The organism is Paenibacillus sp. RUD330 (assembly GCF_002243345.2).
In the GTDB taxonomy this organism is placed as follows: Bacteria; Bacillota; Bacilli; order Paenibacillales; family Paenibacillaceae; genus Paenibacillus_O.
Map to the genome: position 1 here is coordinate 2,033,783 of NZ_CP022655.2, position 14,340 is coordinate 2,048,122.

Consider the following 14,340-nt stretch of genomic DNA (forward strand, 5'->3'; position numbering starts at 1 on the left):
TTGTTCTTATCGGGCGCCTGGAATCTCGACCTGAGGGTCGACCTCCCGGTCGTAATCGACGCCTTCCGTCTCGAATCCGAACAGCTGGAAAAATTCGCGGCGGTAGCCTTCGAGATCCGTCAGGCTGTAGATGGAATCCGTGTCGACACGGTTCCAGACGGCATCGACTTCCTCCTGCACATCGGCTCGCAGCTCCCAGTCGTCGATGCGGATGCGGCCCTTCTCGTCGACCGGCGTGCCGGCCGGATGGTAGAGGCGGTCGGCGAACAGGCGGTGGGACTGCTGGATCGTATTCTCGTGCAGCCCTTTCTCCTTCATGATCTTGTAGAGAGCCGAGACATAGAGGGGAACGACGGGTATCGCCGAGCTCGACTGCGTCACGAGCGCCTTGCTGACGGATACGTAAGCGCGTCCTCCGATCGGGGAGAGCTGGTCGCCGAGGCGCAGCGCCGTTGCTTCCAGGTCGTCCTTGGCCTGGCCGATCGTGCCGTCGCGGTAGATGGCTTGCGTTATTTCGGAGCCGATGTAGGAATAGGCGATCGTCGCGGCTCCTTCGGCAAGCAGGCCGGCACCCTGAAGCCGGTCGATCCAGCGCTGCCAGTCGGCTCCGCCCATGACGGCTACAGTCTGGGCGATGTCGTCGCCTTCGGCCGGCTCGATCGTCACATCGGTCACTTCGCCGGTGTGGAAGTTGACGGTCTTGTTGCTGTACGGGGCGCCGATCGGCTTCAGGACCGAGTTGAACGTCTCCCCCGTATCGGGATCGGTACGGCGGGGAGCCGCGACGCTGTAGACGACGAGATCGACCTGGCCGAATTCCTTGGCGACGACGTCAAGGACGCGGTCCTTGGTCTCGTCGGTGAAGGCGTCGCCCGTCACGCTGATGGACTTCAGGCCCGCTGCGGCCGCCTCGCGCTCGAATGCGGCGGAATTGTACCAGCCGGCGGACGCGGTGCGCTTGTCGGTAGCGGCGCTAGGGCGGAAGACGCCGATCGTGTCGGCGCCGGCTCCGAAGGCGGCGGCGATGCGGGCGGACAGGCCGTAGCCGGTCGAGGCGCCAAGCACGAGCACTCGCTTCGGCCCTTCCCATCTCGGCTGGCTTTTTATGTAGTCGATCTGCTCCTGGACCTGCTTGGCGCAGCCTTCCGGATGGGCTGTCGTGCAGATGAAGCCGCGGGTTCTTGGTTTGATGATCATGGAACGCTTCCTCTCTGTGCCGATAATGAATACGGTCTATATTTTAACGAGTTTGGCGCCAAAAGGGAAACAAAAGGGCTGAGGCCGTCATGACTTCCGTCAAGCAGGGGCATTCTAAGCAGGCTTCGCTGCCTGGCTGGCCGCCTGCCGGTCCGGCTGTCTGCAGGCCGTGCCGCTGTCGGGCTCCTGCCAGCGGAGCGGGCGCAGGTCCAGGCGAGAAAGGAGGCATCAGCCATGTCGCGCAACAAAAAGCATTCGTTCGAAGACAAGCAGAAGGGATACGCGGAGCGGAGCAAGGAAGCCGAGAACAACCTTGCCGCTTCCACGAACGAGAACCGGAACCAGAAAGGCCATGTGCCGAACAGCCCTTCGACAGGCTGAGCGGGCAAGCGCCGGGCGTGAAGGGAGCCGGACCGGGCGGAAGCCGGGTCCGGCTTTTTGGCAGGTTTGACGGAGGCTCCCCAAGGTAAAGTATGATAGGCAGGCAGGAACGCCGAAAGGGGAGGATGCAGGTGAGATTCAAAGGAAAGACGGTCGTCGTGACCGGTGCCGGCTCCGGAATCGGACGGGCCGTCGCGCTCGGATACGCTGCGGAAGGCGCGGATGCCGTGCTTGTCGACCGGAATCGGGCTGGCGCCGATGAAACCGCGTCTCTGATCCAGGCAAGCGGGGGAAGCTGCTCGGCATGGACGGCCGACCTCGGCAAGCCTGAGGACATCGCCGCATTGTTCGCAGGCATCAAGGAGCGTTGCGGAAGAGCGGACATCCTGATCAACAATGCCGGCATCAGCGCCTTCAAGTCCATCTGGGAGCTGGAGGTGGAGGACTGGGACGAGGTGCTGAACAGCAATCTGCGGGGCACCTTCCTCTGCAGCCGCGCAGCGGCCCTCCTGATGAAGGAGAACGGCGGGGGAGGCTCCATCGTCAATATGGCCTCCACGCGCGCATTCATGTCGGAGCCTTCCTCCGAAGCCTATGCCGCCTCCAAGGGAGGGATCCTGTCGCTGACCCACGCTTTGGCGCTGTCGCTGGGCGGGGAGGGCATCCGGGTCAACTCCGTCAGCCCGGGCTGGATCGAGACCGGCAGCACGGCCAAGCTGAGCGAAGCCGACCACAAGCAGCATCCGGCAGGACGGGTAGGACGTCCGGAGGATGTCGTCCGTGCCTGCTTCTACCTGACCGACCCGGACAACGATTTCGTCACGGGAACCAATGTGACGGTCGACGGGGGCATGACCCGCAAAATGATCTACATCGACTGACATCGGCTGCAGCCGCCCTTCGATGATGCTCCGGCCGGATGCGGCTGAGCGTCATGAAGGGCGGCTGTTTTCGTTTTTCCAGGGGAGCCGCAGGCACGGGGAGGGAAGCGGCGGAGTCAAGGGCTTGAGCGCGGTCCGGGTCAGGATGGATAAAGTTTCCGCCAGAGGGATAATCTATCCTCGAAAGAGGTGCGGAAATGAAAAAAACCAATCTGTTCGGCCTTCTTCCGGCTGTCATGATCCAAATCCTGTCCGTCGGGCTGGTCAACCATGTCCTCATCGTCCCTCTTATTCTGCATGTTGCCAAGCGGGACAGCTGGATGTGCCCGCTAATCGGATGGGGCATAGCCATCCTGTGGATCAGCTTTCCCGTATACGGCACGATGAAGCGGCTGAACGGATCCGTGAAGTCCATGCTGGAGAGGATGCTCGGCCGAGCCGGCTCCTGGACGCTCAAGCTGCCGCTTGCGCTGATGCTGTTCGGGATCGCGCTGAATACTCTCGTCGATACGATCTCGTGGTCGAAGACGACCTATCTGCCCAAGACGCCGACCTGGATCATCACGAGCGCCATCATCATCATCGTCATGTACGCCGTAGGCACGGGCCTCAGGACGATCGCCTATGCCTCCGCCATCCTCCTACCCTTCGTCGTGCTTCTCGGAGACTTCGTCATGACGGCGAATCTGCCCCATAAGGACTATTCCTTTCTGAAGCCGCATCTGGAGCATGGCTGGACCCCTGTCTGGTACGGATCGCTGCTCACCGTCTGCGCGCTGGTGGAGTTCTACACGCTGGTCCTCTATCAGCATCATCTGAAGAAGAAATTCAAATGGATCCATCTGGTCGTGCTGATCACGATCCTGTCGCTGCTGACGCTGGGGCCGCTGACGGGAGCGATCACCCAGTTCGGGCCGGTCGAAGCCGAAAAGATGAGATACCCGGCCTTTTCCCAGTGGAGGCTCGTCCAGATCGGCAAATTCATCGAGCATCTGGACTTCTTCGCGATCTACCAATGGATATCCGGAGCGATGATCCGGCTGTCGCTGTCGCTGTTCCTCATCGCCGATCTGATTTCCCTGCGCTCGAAAGGAAAGAAGTGGGGGTTCGCGATCTTCATCCTGGTCCTGTTCGTCCCCTTGTCCCAGATCATCAGCGACAATATGGTGATGTACCGCAAAATCATGACGTACTACTTTCCCATCGCGGGGGCGGCCGTCGTCGCCATCAGCATGGTCATCTGGCTGCTGGCGGTATTGGATTCCCGCAGCCGCCACAAGAAATCCTCTGCGGCAGGAGTGCCGGCGGAGGGGAATGGAGGACCCCAATGAGCCAGCAGACCCAGAATAACGCCACCACTCGCAGCAGGACGTCCTCATCGGCTGCCGAAGACGGGACCACCGGAGCTTCCGACTCGAGATGGACGCTGGAGCGGCTGCATGAGAAGCTTCAAGGCTGCCAGGATGTCGTCCATATCGAGACCAGCTTCATTCTCGAGAGCGGCGAGCACTGTCCGGCGACCTTGTTCTACTGCACCCAGATGGTGGATACGTCCTTGCTCCAGCAGTCTCTGCTGCCTGCCCTCCAGCAAGATGGAGGAAGGCTGCTGGACGGGTCCGACACCAGCCTCATGATGATCAGCGACGAGTCGGATGCGGGCCAGAACATTTTTGAAATGCTGTTCAGCGGCGCGGTCCTGATCGTACTGCCGGAAGGGGACCGAATCTACGCCTCCTTTATCGGAAATATTACGGAGCGGCAGCCCGACGAATCCGTCATGGAGGTGTCGCTCAAAGGTCCGCGGGACGGCTTCGTGGAGAGCATCAATGTGAACGTCAGCCTGGTCAGGCGCCGCCTCAAGACGCCGGACCTGCAGTGCGAGATCATGACGATCGGCTCCAGATCGGGAACCGAGGTCGCCTTCATGTACATGGCCAGCCTCGCGGACGAGGAGATGGTCGCCGAAGCGAAGCGCAGGCTGCGGGAAATCGCGGAGAACGTCGTGTCCATCGACAGCAGCACCCAGATCGAATCCCTGATGTCGGACAAGCGCTTCACCCTGTTCCCTTTGGTGACGTATACGGGCCGCCCCGACTATGCCGCCTCCTCGCTCCTGTCGGGGCGGTTCATCGTCATCGTCAACGGCAATCCCGCCGTCATCATGGGACCGACCGACCTGGCTTTCCTCATCAAGTCTCCCGAGGATCTGCACATGCCGTACTTTTATGTGTCCCTGGAGAGAATGCTGCGCTTCGTCGGGCTGTTTTTCAGCATCTTCCTGCCGGGCTTCTGGATCGCGCTCTGCTCGTTCAATACCGACCAGATTCCGTTCAATCTGCTCGCGACCATCTCCACATCCCGGAACGGCCTGCCGGTCTCGACGACGATGGAAATGTTCCTCATGCTGCTCATGTTCGAGCTGTTCCGGGAAGCCGGCGTACGGCTGCCGCGGGCGGTCGGGCAGACCGTGTCGGTCGTCGGAGGCCTGATCGTCGGAAATGCCGCCATCGACGCGGGGCTCACTTCGCCTACGATGCTTGTCATCGCGGCGGTGACGGCGGTCTCGACGTTTGTCCTCGTCAACCAGACCCTCAACGGGACGGTCACGGTGCTGAGGCTCCTGGTGCTGGTGATGGTCTCGTTCATGGGCATGCTCGGCTTTTTCCTCTCGATGTTCGCCATCGTCATCCACCTGTGCTCGCTTGAATCGTTCGGAAGACCTTATATGGCTCCGCTGGCGTCGATGAGGTTCAGGCTCATGCCGCAGGCGTTCCTGCAGCTGCCATGGGTCAAGCGGAGGAGAAAAGGAGGCCAATACTGATGAGAGCCAGGCTGTTGCTCGGCATGCTTGCCGCATTGTCCATGCTGATTGCGGGATGCTGGGACGAGGTCGACCTGACCGATCAAGGTTATGTGTCCGCCATGGGCATTGATTATGCGGACGGGAACTATACTATGACTGTGCAGCTGATGCAGTTCAGCAGCGTCGCCAAATCCCAGGACTCGGGCAGTTCGAGCGGATCGAGCATATGGCTGGGAACAGGGACGGGGAAAACGATGCTGATGGCGCTCGGCGATCTGCAGAGGTCTGCGCAGTTCGAGGTGAATCTCGACCATATGAAGGTGCTTGTCGTGCAGGAGCGGGCGCTGTCGCATGTGGACGATATCCTGGATGCCAACAACCGGCAAAGGGCATCCCGGTACACATCGCTCGTGTTCGCCACGCGGGAGCCGTTCGAGAAGCTGTTCAATACGAACACCTTTTTCGGCCGCTCGCCGCTCATGAGCATCATGTACAATCCGCGGGCGCAGTTCAAGCAGAACAGCCTGATCCGTCCCGTTACGATGCAGGAGCTGGTCAAGGCGCTTGACGAGCCCGGATTTACGGCCGTGCTGCCCGTCATCGGCATCGACGAGACCGATTGGAACGAATCGAAGTCGAAGATGATGGTCCAGCGGTACGACGGCGTCATCCCCTTCTATATGAAAAAGGCGAAGCCGTTCCTGTCTGTGGACGAAATCAGCGGCATGCGATGGATCGATCCGACTTTTCACCAGCATTATATCTACACCGGAATGAAGGCGGACGAGAACGGCCGCAAGCAGGAGAACATCGCCACGGTCAATATGACCTACTCCAAGCCTTCCTATCATCTCGTCAAGGGAGGAGCCATTCCCGAGATCAAGCTGGATGTGAATGTGAAGGGGCATCTGATCGAGCTGACCGGACCGATGACGGAGCGGGAAATAACCCGGGAGGTCGAGCAGAAGGTCAAGGCCGAGATCGAACGGACCTACAGGATCGGCTGCAGCAAGAAGGTCGACATCCTACAGCTCGAGGAGGTGCTCTACCGGAACCACAACAAGCTCTGGAAGCAGCTGGCCCATAGCGGTGAATGGCATCCGCTCTCCGAGCAGCTGAAGGTCTTCGTTCATTTCGACCTGGTCCACACCGGCAAATTCGACCTCACCTGAACCTGGCTGTCGCGTAAAAGGCGGACAACCATCGCATTCTCCTTCTATCGGCATAGGATAATCTATCAAATGCTGATAGAGGGGGTAACGGGGATGAAAGATGCGTCCACGGGTTCGCTTGTCGCGATCATCGGCTCCATGATAGGATTTGCGTTCGGCGCCTGGCATCAATCGCTGACGCTGCTGCTCGTCTGCATGGCGGTCGATTACATTTCCGGAATGGCGGCCTCGCTGCGCGAAGGCAGGCGTCTGAGCAGTCTCGTCGGCTGGTGGGGGCTGGCCCGCAAGGGACTGACGCTGCTCGTCATCCTCATCGCGCATCGGATCGACGAGCTTATGGGAGGCAACGCCGTCATGACGGCGACGATCTTCTTCTATACGGGCAACGAGCTGCTGTCCATCACGGAAAATTACGGCCGGGTCGGCTTGCCGCTGCCGGGAAGGATCAAGGCGTTCATTGAAATCTTCCGCAAAAAAGATTCATGATCGCCACGGAATGTTCATGAATCTGTCAAACATTTCGGGATAAAATAAAATTGAAAACGGTTAAAGCTTGTGATCATTTCCTATTCTTAGGTATTATAGAAGCAGTCATGGTCAAATATGGGCATCTCATCTAAGCATGAAGGGGAGCAAGGAACGCATGAAATACTTAATGTCTACAATGCTGATTATCGCAGCCCTGCTGGGACTGTACATGCTGACGCTCGGACTTCCGCTGCCGCCGAAAGACGAGAGCGCTGGACTGCCCGAGGGGGTCGAGCTGCTGAAGGTAACCGCGTCTCAGGACTTCGTGTTCGACCAGAAGGAATACAAAGTCAAGGCCGGCCAGAAGTACAAGCTCGTCCTGCACAACAAGAGCGGCATGCACGGTCTGGCCATCGAGGACTTCGGCATCGACCTGCAAGGCGACAAGATGGAGCAGGAAGTCACCTTCGACAAGCCGGGCCGTTACAAAATGCACTGTTCCGTCATGTGCGGAACCGGACATGCGGACATGGTATCCGAGCTCGTCGTCGAGTAGCATCTGCATCGGAAAAGCGTTTCTCCTTTTGAGGAGAGACGCTTTTTTTTTGCGTTACAGCTGTTTTCGCGATCGCTCCGGGATGCCTTCGATGTGCAGCATGCCGAGCCTCCGGCGCGGATTCGATCGTTCTTCCGTGGAGGCGAGGCGCCTCTGCTCCCGGTGCTCCGGCAGGAGCCGTGCGGCCGCTTGTAATCTCCGGTTCACGCTCCGTTCACGCAGCATCTCTAAGCTGAAGGCATGAGAAGGAGGAGATGTTCATGTTTTTGGCTTTGCGGGAAATCAGGCATTCCAAGCTGAAGTACGCGCTGATCACGACGATCATGCTGCTCGTATCTTTCCTGGTGCTGTTCGTGACCGGGCTGGCGCAAGGATTGTCCTATGCGAACGCATCCTCGGTCGTGAATATGAAGGCCGATTACTTTATTGTCCAGCAAGGCTCGGACAGCCGGCTCGCCCGCTCGGCGATAACGCCGGAGCAGGCGGCAGCGGCCAAGAAGGCAGCCGGGGAGGAAGCGGTTCAGCTGCTTGGCGTGCGCATGGCTTCGCTCCAGAACGAGGCGACGGGAGCCAAGCTGGATGCCGCGCTCATGTCCGTGCAGCCGGAAGGATGGCTGGCGCCGCCGGTTGTCGAGGGGACGAAGCCGGCCGCAGGGACCGCTGGCGCCATCGTCGTGGACCGGAAGCTGGCGGAATCGGGAGTCGGGCTCGGGACGAAGCTTACCGACACGGTGACGGGCCGCAGCTGGACCGTCGCCGGCTTCGTGAAGGATGAATCCTACAGCCATACGCCGGCGGCGTTCGTCAGTCCGGCGGAGTGGAGCCAGCTGCAGCAGTCCGGACGAGAAAGCGGCTACAACGCGATTGCGTTCCGCGGCAGCCAGGCCGATGCGGAAGCGCTGCAGGGCAAGCTGCCGGGCACGGAGCTGCTCGCCAAGAAGCAGATCATCCAGGCGATTCCCGGTTATTCCGAGGAGCAGGGCACGCTGGTCATGATGATCGCATTCCTGTTCGTCATCTCGGCATTCGTCCTGGCGGTGTTCTTTTATGTCATGACCATCCAGAAGACGAGCCAATTCGGAATCCTGAAGGCGATCGGCTCCAGAACCGGCTATTTGTCGGCAAGCGTCCTCTGGCAGGTGCTCCTTCTGGCCGCGGCTAGCCTGACGGGGAGCCTGCTGCTCATCTGGGGCATGCGCGCAGCGATGCCCGCCACGGTTCCTTTCCAGCTCGATGCCGGCACGACGGCCTTCACCTGCGGCTTGTTTCTGCTCACATCGATAGTCGGGTCGTTGTTGTCAGTCATCAAGGTGGCGCGCACCGACGCGCTGGATGCGATAGGGAGGTCGGCATGATGAAACCGAGATTGATCATGGAAAATGTGACCCAGACGTTTCAGGACGGCGAATCGAGCGTTACGATTTTGGACGGCTTGTCGCTGGAAGTCGGAGAGGGGGAGCTGGTCGCCGTGACCGGCCCTTCCGGCTCCGGCAAAAGCACCTTCCTCTCGATCGCCGGAGCGCTGCTGTCTCCGACCGCGGGAGAGGTGAGCGTAGACGGGCAGCCGCTCGGCGGCATGGACGCCGGACAGCTGGCGGATCTGCGGCTCAACAAGCTCGGCTTCGTGTTTCAGTCCGCGAACCTGATTCCGTATCTGCGCGTCGAGGAGCAGCTGCTGCTCGTCGCGAAGCTGTCCGGAACTCCGGCCGCCGCGGCATCGGAACGGGCGAGGGAGCTGCTGGAGCGGCTCGGGCTTGGCCATCGCCGGAGATACTACCCCGAGAAGCTGTCCGGAGGCGAGCGGCAGCGCGCGGCCGTCGCGAGGGCATGGATGAACGATCCGTCGGTCATCTATGCCGACGAGCCGACGGCGAGCCTGGATGCCGAACGAGGCCGCGATGTCGTCCGCATGCTCCGGGACGGCGTGAAGGAGCAGCGGAAAGCGGGCGTCATGGTCACGCATGACGAGCGGGTGCTGGAGTTTTGCGACCGCGTGCTGAAGCTGGAGAACGGCCGGCTGCAGCCGGCCTGAGCCCGGACCAGGCGGCGAACGGAAAAGCCCTGGCGGACATCTGCTCGAAGCAGGTGTCCGCCAGGGCTTTTCCGGCTGGCTCAGGCGTTCCTTTTGCGGCGCTCGGCTTGGATGATCCGGTCGCAGGCGTACCCGATGGCCGCATAACAGGCGATCGTAAGCACGTACATGATCCAGACCGACGTGGCGTGGATGTCGTAGAATACATCCGAGATCCAGGCGACAGGACTGAACATGAAAAAGAAGAAGTTATGGGGATCATACCCCGTCGAGCTGAAAAGGCATAGGGCAAGGCTGATCAGGACCGCGGTGATCGTGACGGGATAACGCACCTGTTCTTGCTCCCTTCTGCTGGCATTGCCGAATGCTGCGGCTTGAGTTATTATGGGTCAAAAGGGCTCGGGACATGCAGATGACGCAAGTTCCGCGCCGATTCCTGATCAAGAGGGAGCGTTTTCACTACTATGCTGACCCATATCGTGTTCTTCCGCCTCAAAGACCGCAGCGCAGACAGCGTGGAGCGCACGGCCTCGGTCCTTCGGGACATGGAAGGCCGCATCGAGGTGCTCCGGCATCTGGAGGTAGGCGTTGATGTCGTCCATTCCGAGCGTTCGTACGATATCGCTCTCGTGACCAAGTTCGATTCCCTGGAAGCTCTTGGAGAATACCAGGTGCATCCGGTCCACCAGAAGGTCATCGAGCACATGAACGAGGCCCGCGAATCTTCCGTGAGCGTGGACTACATAGGCTGAACCAACAAGCAGGAGGAGCTCCGGCTTCCAAAGGAAGGTGCGTAAGTATGCAGGAAGAATCGCTTGGGGAAGATTTTTACCAGATGATCGTCTATCTGTTCGTCGTCATCGTCAGCAGCATCATCATGATTGTCTGGCTGAAGCGGCGCGGCAGAAAAAAGAATAACCGATAACGGAGGCGCTTCATGTATTACGTCAACGTGCAAGACATCCGTCTCAGGCTCGGCGCCATGCCGGAGCTTGAGCAGGCGCTCAAGGAGCTGGCGTCCGGCTGGCAAGGAACCCTGCTTCAGGGGCTTGCCCAGGAGAGAGCTCTCCATCTGGCGATCGAGACCGTGACGGACGTAGGCAGCTGCCTCATCGACGGCTATATCATGAGGGACGCGAGCAGCTACGAGGATATCGTCGAGATCATCGGCGGCGAGGAGGTCATCGATGCCGGGCTTGCCCGCAGCCTGTCGGAGCTGGCGTCGCTGCGGCGCAAGCTCGTCCAGGAATATTATGACTGGCCGCGGAGCGAGCTGCATCCTTTCACGCCCCAGCTGCCCGGCTGGCTGGCAAGCTTCCGGGATCAGGTGGAGATCTATCTCGCCAAGGAACAATGACACATCGCGACTGCAAGTTCCAAGCCGCCCTCCGAGGGGCGGCTTTTTTATTTTGAGATCGAAGTGTCAAGCCAAGCCCACGCCGCATCTACTGATCTCAGGCAATGGGCTCCCGCCCGGAACCGGAACATGCAGGAGGTGGAGGCATGGCAGCTTGGATCGCGGCGCTGGGCGCCGCCGTGGCGGCGATCGCGGCCGCTGCGGCCGCATGGCAGTTCGTCGTGGTGCTTCGCCGTCTGAAAGCGTGGATGGAAGAAGCCCAGTCGTCAGGAAACAAATCGCTGGAGCAGCTTGACGGGCTTCTGAGCGATGCGCGCCATGCTCTGCGGCCCGCAAGAGAGGCGGCCGAGGAAGCGAGGCGGCAGCTGATGCTGCTCGGTCCGGTGCTGGAATCCGCTCTCAAGCTGCAGGACGCAGCGAACCATGCGCAGATCGCGGCGCGCAAGATCGCCCATGCGGCTGCGGACACGGCCGAATCGGCCGCAGTACGCGTGGAGCAGGCGGCCGGCAAATACCGTCAGCAGATCGATCAGGCGATCGGCATCGCCGAAGTCGCGCTCGAAGGATGGATGTTTTGGCGCAGCCGCCGCGAAAAGCTTGGCATCTCTGCATGTTCCGGACGGAACAATGGGAACCCTAACGAGGAAGGGAGCGATTAAGATGGCGAAGAAGAAATATGGATTTGCATGGGGCGCGATTGCAGGAGGTGTCGTCGGATCGGTGACGGCGCTGCTGCTGGCTCCGAAGTCGGGCCGCGAGCTGCGCTCCGACATCGGTGAGTATGCCGTCAAGGCAGCGGACACGGCGGTAGAAATCGGCGAGATCATCGGCGACAAGGCTGCCGCTGCGGCAAGGCAGACGGCTGCCGGAGCGACGGCGCTGAAGGAAAAAGCGATTCAGACGGCCGATACCCTGGCATCCGGAATCAAGTTCTGGGACCGCAGCGAAGACCGCGAGCTTGCGGTCATCGCATCGGCATCGGCTGCCGGCGATTCCGACGTGTCGGATTTCATCCTCGATGAGCGCCTTGACGCGATCGATGCCGAAGACGACGGCTCCGGCAAAATCTGAGGAGCCTCCAGCTCATCCTAGCGGATGCGGCTGGCGTACATAGACGGCGGCTCTCCGTAGGAGCGCTTGAACACCCGCTGAAAGTAGGACACCTCGGCATAGCCGAGATAGGCCGCGATTTCTTCCACGGTGAGCAGCGATTCCTGCAGCATGTACACCGCCGTTTTCATCCGCAAGGAATGGACATAACCGCTGATGGTCTGCCCGGTGCCGCTTCGGAACAGCGAAGCGGCATAATTCGGCGTGCGGCCGATGCATTCGCCAAGCTCTACCTTGGTTACATGCTCCCGATAATGATCCTGCAGGAAAGCTTTCATCTTCTCGATATGGCGGCTTCCGGCTGCCTTGGCTTCCCCCTTGCACCGCTCTCTTCCCCATAACGCCATGATCTCCAGCAGCAGCCCCGTTCCTAGCAAGCGCGAGTAGGGCAGTCCCTCCTTGCTTTCGCCGAGCATCGACTTGATCCGGTCGAGCAGCAGATCATAGGCGGCAGGCCTTATCGACTCCCATCTCCCTGGCAGGGGGAAGCCGGAGGCCGGGGAGGAATCCATGCTGAACGAGATGACGTACATCTCGTGAAACACCCCCGGCAGAGCGATGGACCTGGCCTCTGCCGCCGCAGGAATGAAGATGAGGTCTCCACGGGCCGTTCCGAGCGGCTCCCCGTCTATATCGAGCGTGAACTTTCCGTAGCTGGCCAGCAGCAGAACATTCCGGTCGTCGGATCGACGGCTGATCAGGGATTCGGAATTTCCTTGAATCCGGTTTATATCCCAATTATTAGGCCATTTCGCCATGAGTCGGCTCCTTTTATCGTACTATAGGTTTTTTATTATACTATAGGACGTCGTTTTGGTCCTCTTCAACAGGTACAATAGAGGAAGCAAACACCTAGGAGGACTTCAATCATGCTGCGCAAAACGAAAATCGTATGTACGCTCGGTCCGGCCAGCGAGTCGGTCGACACCCTCAAGCAAATGATGGAGGCCGGCATGAACGTGGCCCGAATCAACATGGCTCACGGGGAGCTGGAGGACCATGCCGCCCGCATCCGTTCGGTCCGCGAGGCTTCGGCCGCTGTCGGCGGACAGCTTGTTCCCATCCTGATGGATATCAAAGGACCCGAGGTTCGGATCGGCAAGCTTTCCGCTCCATCGGTCCACCTGCAGACGGGCTCCGAGCTGGTGCTGACCACGGTCGAGCTCGAAGGCGATGCGTCCCGCATCTCCGTCAACTACCCCGGCTTGCCGGAGGATGTGCATGAAGGCAGCACGATTCTGATCGACGACGGCCTGATCGAGCTGAGAGTGAAGGAATCCGGAGGCTCGGAGATCCGCTGCGAGATCGTCAGCGGCGGCATGCTCAAGCCTCGCAAAGGCGTCAATCTGCCTGGCGTCCGCACCCGCCTGCCGGGCGTCACGGAGCGCGATGTCAAGCATATCCACTTCGGCATCGGCGAGAACGTGGACATCATCGCGGCCTCGTTCGTCCGCAAAGCGGAAGACATCATGGAGATCCGCCAGATTCTCGAAGAGAACGGCGCCGGACATATCCAGATCATCTCCAAAATCGAAAATGATGAAGGCGTCGAGAACCTGGACGCGATCATCGAGGCATCGGACGGCATCATGGTCGCCCGCGGCGATCTCGGCGTGGAGATTCCGGTCGAGGACGTGCCCGCCCTGCAGGAGGAAATGATCACGAAGTGCAACATCGCAGGCAAGCCGGTCATCGTCGCTACGCATATGCTGGAGTCGATGCAGGTCAATCCGCGCCCGACTCGGGCGGAAGTGAGCGACGTCGCCGGCGCCGTGCAGCAGGGAACCGACTGCATCATGCTCTCCGGCGAGACGGCTGCCGGCAAGTATCCGGTGGAATCGGTGCGCCGCATGGCCTCGATCGCCGTCAAGGCGGAATCCATGCTGAATTACCGGCTTGAATTCCAGTCGCGCCGCGCGCTCCACGCCACGACGACGACCGAAGTGATCAGCCAGGCGGCCGTCGGCTCCTCCATCGATCTCGACGCCAAAGCGATCCTGACGCCGACGGAATCCGGATTCACGGCGCGCATGGTATCGAAATACCGGCCGAAGGCTCCCATCATCGCCATTACCCCCGATCCTCGCGTAACGGCCAAGCTGTGCCTGCTGCGCGGCGTCATTCCCGTGCTCGGAGAGCGCGCGACGAGCACGGACGAGCTCCTTCAGTCCGCAATCGTCGACGGCAGCAAGACGGGATTGCTGCATGAAGGCGATTATGTCGTCATCTCCTCCGGCGTGCCGAGCGGACGCTCCGGAGCGACCAATCTCATCAAGATCCAGCAGGTATAGAAGCAGGACCCGATCAAGAAAAGGCCGTTATCCGTCCGGCAGGACGGCAAGCAGCATCGGCTTTTCGCATCCTGACAGGGAGCCCCGAAGCG

General features: G+C 60.3%; 18 protein-coding genes. 15 read left to right on the forward strand and 3 right to left on the reverse strand.

Annotated features, from left to right (window positions below):
• Nucleotides 1-6: 6 nt before the first annotated feature.
• The gene (gene fabV, locus CIC07_RS09065; protein WP_076358207.1) at nucleotides 7-1,197 is read right to left on the reverse strand and encodes an enoyl-ACP reductase FabV; all 1,191 of its coding nucleotides are present in this window, start codon (nucleotides 1,195-1,197) and stop codon (nucleotides 7-9) included.
• A 234-nt stretch (nucleotides 1,198-1,431) separates the two neighbouring features.
• Between fabV and CIC07_RS09070 the strand changes: the two genes are divergently transcribed.
• From CIC07_RS09070 to CIC07_RS09110, 9 genes are all read left to right on the forward strand, one after another.
• Nucleotides 1,432-1,578, forward strand: coding sequence for a hypothetical protein (locus CIC07_RS09070; RefSeq protein ID WP_164762954.1), 147 nt, complete (start codon nucleotides 1,432-1,434; stop codon nucleotides 1,576-1,578).
• A gap of 125 nt (nucleotides 1,579-1,703) precedes the next feature.
• On the forward strand, nucleotides 1,704-2,459 hold the full coding sequence (locus CIC07_RS09075) for an SDR family NAD(P)-dependent oxidoreductase (RefSeq protein WP_076358206.1): 756 nt from the start codon (nucleotides 1,704-1,706) through the stop codon (nucleotides 2,457-2,459).
• Nucleotides 2,460-2,656: 197 nt separating this feature from the next.
• Entirely contained in the window at nucleotides 2,657-3,790 is a 1,134-nt protein-coding gene (locus tag CIC07_RS09080) for a GerAB/ArcD/ProY family transporter (RefSeq protein WP_076358205.1), read from the forward strand.
• Nucleotides 3,787-5,280 carry a spore germination protein gene (locus CIC07_RS09085; RefSeq protein ID WP_083688371.1) on the forward strand — a complete coding sequence of 498 codons (1,494 nt, stop codon included), beginning with the start codon at nucleotides 3,787-3,789 and terminating at the stop codon, nucleotides 5,278-5,280. The genes CIC07_RS09080 and CIC07_RS09085 overlap by 4 nt, the downstream gene beginning before the upstream one ends.
• Entirely contained in the window at nucleotides 5,280-6,434 is a 1,155-nt protein-coding gene (locus CIC07_RS09090; RefSeq protein WP_076358204.1) for a Ger(x)C family spore germination protein, read from the forward strand. The genes CIC07_RS09085 and CIC07_RS09090 overlap by 1 nt, the downstream gene beginning before the upstream one ends.
• A gap of 93 nt (nucleotides 6,435-6,527) precedes the next feature.
• The gene (locus CIC07_RS09095; protein WP_076358203.1) at nucleotides 6,528-6,920 is read left to right on the forward strand and encodes a phage holin family protein; all 393 of its coding nucleotides are present in this window, start codon (nucleotides 6,528-6,530) and stop codon (nucleotides 6,918-6,920) included.
• 157 nt (nucleotides 6,921-7,077) lie between these two features.
• Nucleotides 7,078-7,458 (forward strand): cupredoxin domain-containing protein, encoded by a 381-nt coding sequence (locus CIC07_RS09100; protein ID WP_076358202.1) that lies wholly within the window; start codon nucleotides 7,078-7,080, stop codon nucleotides 7,456-7,458.
• Between the two features lie 260 nt (nucleotides 7,459-7,718).
• On the forward strand, nucleotides 7,719-8,813 hold the full coding sequence (locus tag CIC07_RS09105) for an ABC transporter permease (protein WP_076358201.1): 1,095 nt from the start codon (nucleotides 7,719-7,721) through the stop codon (nucleotides 8,811-8,813).
• Entirely contained in the window at nucleotides 8,810-9,490 is a 681-nt protein-coding gene (locus CIC07_RS09110) for an ABC transporter ATP-binding protein (RefSeq protein ID WP_076358200.1), read from the forward strand. Before CIC07_RS09105 ends, CIC07_RS09110 begins: the two co-directional genes overlap by 4 nt.
• Before the next feature lie 80 nt (nucleotides 9,491-9,570).
• Here CIC07_RS09110 and CIC07_RS09115 read toward each other — a convergent pair whose 3' ends face one another.
• Nucleotides 9,571-9,822: a hypothetical protein gene (locus tag CIC07_RS09115; RefSeq protein ID WP_076358199.1), complete on the reverse strand. Its 252-nt coding sequence runs from the start codon at nucleotides 9,820-9,822 to the stop codon at nucleotides 9,571-9,573.
• 132 nt (nucleotides 9,823-9,954) lie between these two features.
• Between CIC07_RS09115 and CIC07_RS09120 the strand changes: the two genes are divergently transcribed.
• From CIC07_RS09120 to CIC07_RS09135, 5 genes are all read left to right on the forward strand, one after another.
• Nucleotides 9,955-10,242 carry a Dabb family protein gene (locus CIC07_RS09120; RefSeq protein ID WP_076358198.1) on the forward strand — a complete coding sequence of 96 codons (288 nt, stop codon included), beginning with the start codon at nucleotides 9,955-9,957 and terminating at the stop codon, nucleotides 10,240-10,242.
• Nucleotides 10,243-10,289: 47 nt separating this feature from the next.
• Nucleotides 10,290-10,415: a hypothetical protein gene (locus CIC07_RS25660; protein ID WP_021880370.1), complete on the forward strand. Its 126-nt coding sequence runs from the start codon at nucleotides 10,290-10,292 to the stop codon at nucleotides 10,413-10,415.
• Nucleotides 10,416-10,427: 12 nt separating this feature from the next.
• Nucleotides 10,428-10,847, forward strand: coding sequence for a DUF86 domain-containing protein (locus tag CIC07_RS09125; protein ID WP_076358197.1), 420 nt, complete (start codon nucleotides 10,428-10,430; stop codon nucleotides 10,845-10,847).
• A gap of 146 nt (nucleotides 10,848-10,993) precedes the next feature.
• On the forward strand, nucleotides 10,994-11,506 hold the full coding sequence (locus tag CIC07_RS09130) for a hypothetical protein (RefSeq protein WP_076358196.1): 513 nt from the start codon (nucleotides 10,994-10,996) through the stop codon (nucleotides 11,504-11,506).
• A 1-nt stretch (nucleotide 11,507) separates the two neighbouring features.
• On the forward strand, nucleotides 11,508-11,918 hold the full coding sequence (locus CIC07_RS09135) for a YtxH domain-containing protein (RefSeq protein ID WP_076358195.1): 411 nt from the start codon (nucleotides 11,508-11,510) through the stop codon (nucleotides 11,916-11,918).
• 17 nt (nucleotides 11,919-11,935) lie between these two features.
• On the opposite strand, the gene CIC07_RS09140 is transcribed toward CIC07_RS09135, so the two are convergent.
• Nucleotides 11,936-12,715 carry a helix-turn-helix domain-containing protein gene (locus tag CIC07_RS09140; protein ID WP_076358194.1) on the reverse strand — a complete coding sequence of 260 codons (780 nt, stop codon included), beginning with the start codon at nucleotides 12,713-12,715 and terminating at the stop codon, nucleotides 11,936-11,938.
• Nucleotides 12,716-12,829: 114 nt separating this feature from the next.
• On the opposite strand from CIC07_RS09140, the gene pyk reads away from it, so the two are divergent.
• Nucleotides 12,830-14,248 carry a pyruvate kinase gene (gene pyk, locus CIC07_RS09145; protein WP_076358518.1) on the forward strand — a complete coding sequence of 473 codons (1,419 nt, stop codon included), beginning with the start codon at nucleotides 12,830-12,832 and terminating at the stop codon, nucleotides 14,246-14,248.
• The last annotated feature ends 92 nt before the right edge of the window (nucleotides 14,249-14,340 follow it).